This window comes from Acetobacter cerevisiae, assembly GCF_001580535.1.
GTDB classification, from domain to species: Bacteria; Pseudomonadota; Alphaproteobacteria; order Acetobacterales; family Acetobacteraceae; genus Acetobacter; species Acetobacter cerevisiae.
In genome coordinates this window covers 1-2,656 of record NZ_LHZA01000052.1, presented here as the reverse complement: position 1 = coordinate 2,656, position 2,656 = coordinate 1, and the positions used below count along the sequence as shown (strand labels likewise).

At 54.6% G+C, this 2,656-nt stretch carries 4 protein-coding genes; all 4 read right to left on the bottom strand.

Annotated elements, in window-relative coordinates; genetic code table 11:
* Positions 1–919 (bottom strand): IS481 family transposase (locus tag AD928_RS00435; RefSeq protein WP_062247378.1); only part of this gene is annotated, 919 nt, incomplete at its 3' end.
* Positions 920–1,254: 335 nt separating this feature from the next.
* On the bottom strand, positions 1,255–1,956 hold the full coding sequence (locus tag AD928_RS00430; RefSeq protein WP_061498456.1) for a YfdX family protein: 702 nt from the start codon (positions 1,954–1,956) through the stop codon (positions 1,255–1,257).
* A gap of 228 nt (positions 1,957–2,184) precedes the next feature.
* Positions 2,185–2,352, bottom strand: a complete 168-nt coding sequence (locus AD928_RS14595; protein ID WP_156470013.1) for a hypothetical protein — start codon at positions 2,350–2,352, stop codon at positions 2,185–2,187.
* A complete protein-coding gene (locus tag AD928_RS00425) occupies positions 2,349–2,594 on the bottom strand; it encodes a hypothetical protein (protein ID WP_045542469.1) in 246 nt (81 codons plus the stop codon). The genes AD928_RS14595 and AD928_RS00425 overlap by 4 nt, the downstream gene beginning before the upstream one ends.
* Positions 2,595–2,656: the final 62 nt, after the last annotated feature.

The following is a 2,656-nucleotide window of genomic DNA, read 5'->3' as shown; positions in this document are numbered from 1 at the left end:
GTTTGATATAGTCTTGATTACGTGACGCGGGATGTTTTTCAAGCCATGAGATGATGCATTGGGCGGGAGCGATGCCGCCCAGAACACGCTGCGGGCGATGATTGTAGGCGAAACAGAAGCCTCTGAGCAGAATTTCCAGATCTTCATGGTTTGAGACACAGACCTGCAGTACTTCTGTAGCGACACGGCCATTGAAGCGTTCCACCATTCCATTGGTCTGAGGGGAGTAAGCCTTGGTCCGGCGTCGGTCGATTCCCATGTCATGACAGGCTTTTTCGAAGGCGTCCGCTGTAAAGCAGGAGCCACGATCGGTCAGGATATGGGTGATCCGGAAAGGAAAGGCCGATTTGACGGCATTGAGGAAATCAACGGAATTATCCGCATTTTCCGCGTCATAAACAGCCAGGTGCACTGAACGGGAACAGCGATCGATGGCGACATACAGAAAACGTTTCCGCCGGTCCCCATCTGCTGTCTGTAATTTTGGCAGATGTTTCACATCGATATGGACATAACCGGGATCGTAATCGCGGAACTTTCCCTGTCCCCGAACTGGTCCGGCCTTTGGAACAGGAGGCAGCCTGTTCAATCCGGCGTCTTTCAGTATCCGCCAGATATTGTCCCGGTTCAGATGCGGCAGGAAATGCCGTAAGACAAAGGTCAGATCATCCAGACCAAAACCGGTAGAACGCCGAAGCTGACAGACAATGGCGCGCTCCTCCTCCGAGGCTTTCCAGGCCAGCCTCCAGGGACGGCTGCTGCGGTCCTGACAGGCGTCCGAACCACGCCTGTGCCACTTGCGGACTGTTTCATCGCTGATCCCGTAGCGTCTGGCGAGCACGGATGTCGGTTCTGACGAACGAGCTATCTCAGCCCGGACAGCCGGTGTCGTGCGTGCCTGTGGGTGGATCTGAAGCATCATTCGGTCTCCCTGCAAACGGAAGAAAACAACGAAGCATAACGCGGTATCGCCCACGCTACATCATCCCAATGACGTCTCACAACCTGACAGCTAGGCCGGCTGGCCTGGTTAAAGGCCCCTGTCAGGTTCGGCGGCGGAATGTTTTTGTCGTAGGGCTATAGAAGAGTTTTTTGGTTCAACGGTGTTGCCTTGACGCCTGCAACACCGTTGTTTCAGCTTCAACCCGGTCTTCTTTTCCTACAGGCTGGCTGAGCAGCGTGTAGAAAAGAAGGGTGCCGTTTTTTCTGTAAAGAGGGCTGATAGTCAAACCAGACCTCTTTTAGAAAGCAGTCTTATTTCTTTGCTTTCGGAGTTGAGGCCGCTTTGCCACCCTGTGTGGCAGGGATAGCTGTTTCCACAAAATCCTGAGACACAAAGACAAGGTTGCTCAGTGTCTGGTCCAGCGCATCCAGTGCTTCCTTGGGCTGACGGCCTTCCGTGAAGACTGTTGCGCGGTTAAGGGCCCCCTGTGTCTGTGCCAGTGGGGCCAGTGCGACAATGAAGTCTACATCTTCACCCACAACCTGCATGCTCTGGGCTGCCTGCTGCGTATCACCAGCCTGAAGCTGCTTGTTGGCGGTGGCCACGGCAGCCTTTTTCTCAGGAGCCAGTGTTTCGCTTGCAATAAGTTCACCCCCTACCGGAATCCAGTCTGTAGGCGTGGTGGCAGGCACATGGCCAGCCGCTGGTGCATGCTGGGGGGCAGGCTGCAAAGAAGCTTCTGCTGCCTTGAACTTGGTGCTGGCCTTGCCTGCGGCGGTCAGGCGCTTGTTGGCATCATACAGTGCGGGGATGGCGGCATCCGTGTTACCGGCAGCCAGCAGATCACGCGCTTTGAGAATATCGCCAAAGGCTTTCTGCCCATCATTGGACAGATGGCGGAATGCCCGGCCTGCTTTGTACTGTTCCCAATGCGTGTGCAGGGATGTGGCGTGGCTGGCAACCGGTGTTACGGCAAGGCTGGCGGCGATGGCCATAAGGGGAATAAAGCGCATATCTATACTCATCTCATCTATAAAATCGGGCTGTGTGGTCCTCTGTAAGGGAGGGCACGTTGCCACGGACAAAAAATAAAAAGCCTCGATAGGCAGTGCAAAATAGGCAATGCGCCTACCAAAGCGGAAGACAGAAACAACTCTGTGTTTCTAGCCCATTGCGCCCCGGCACGGAAGCTTACCTGCCCATACCGGGTGGGCGGGCCTTACATGGCAGCAATGCTTTTCCTATCGGGAAAGGCGGGTAATTTCTTCCGAAACCTCACGTTCGCGTTTGCGCAGAGCACTTACATGGTTGGGCTCATTTTTTTCTGCCTCAGCAATTTTGCGTTGCAGATCGCCCAGTTCTTTCTGAAGGGAAGACAGCGCCGGGGGAGTGTGGGATGGATGGCTCATTTGCGGCCTGCCAGTACTTTTGTTGCCAGTCCCTGCAGTTCTGCTGCTGTCACACCTTCGGGATTATGCTGGGCTTTTTTGGCAATTTCACGTTCCACGTCAGAGGCGTGTTCGCCTCCTTTCAGCACAAATGTCGCCAGTTCCAGCACCTCTGCTTTGGTGGCCAGTTTGGGCTGCGCAAGGGTGCGTTCTGCCAGATGGTATAATGAACTCGTTTCATGTGGGGCTTTATCGTGCGGCATGATGTCTCTCTTTTTCAGGTGTTGTCCTGTTCGGACTCAACGCGGAAATCTCACAGAAGGGT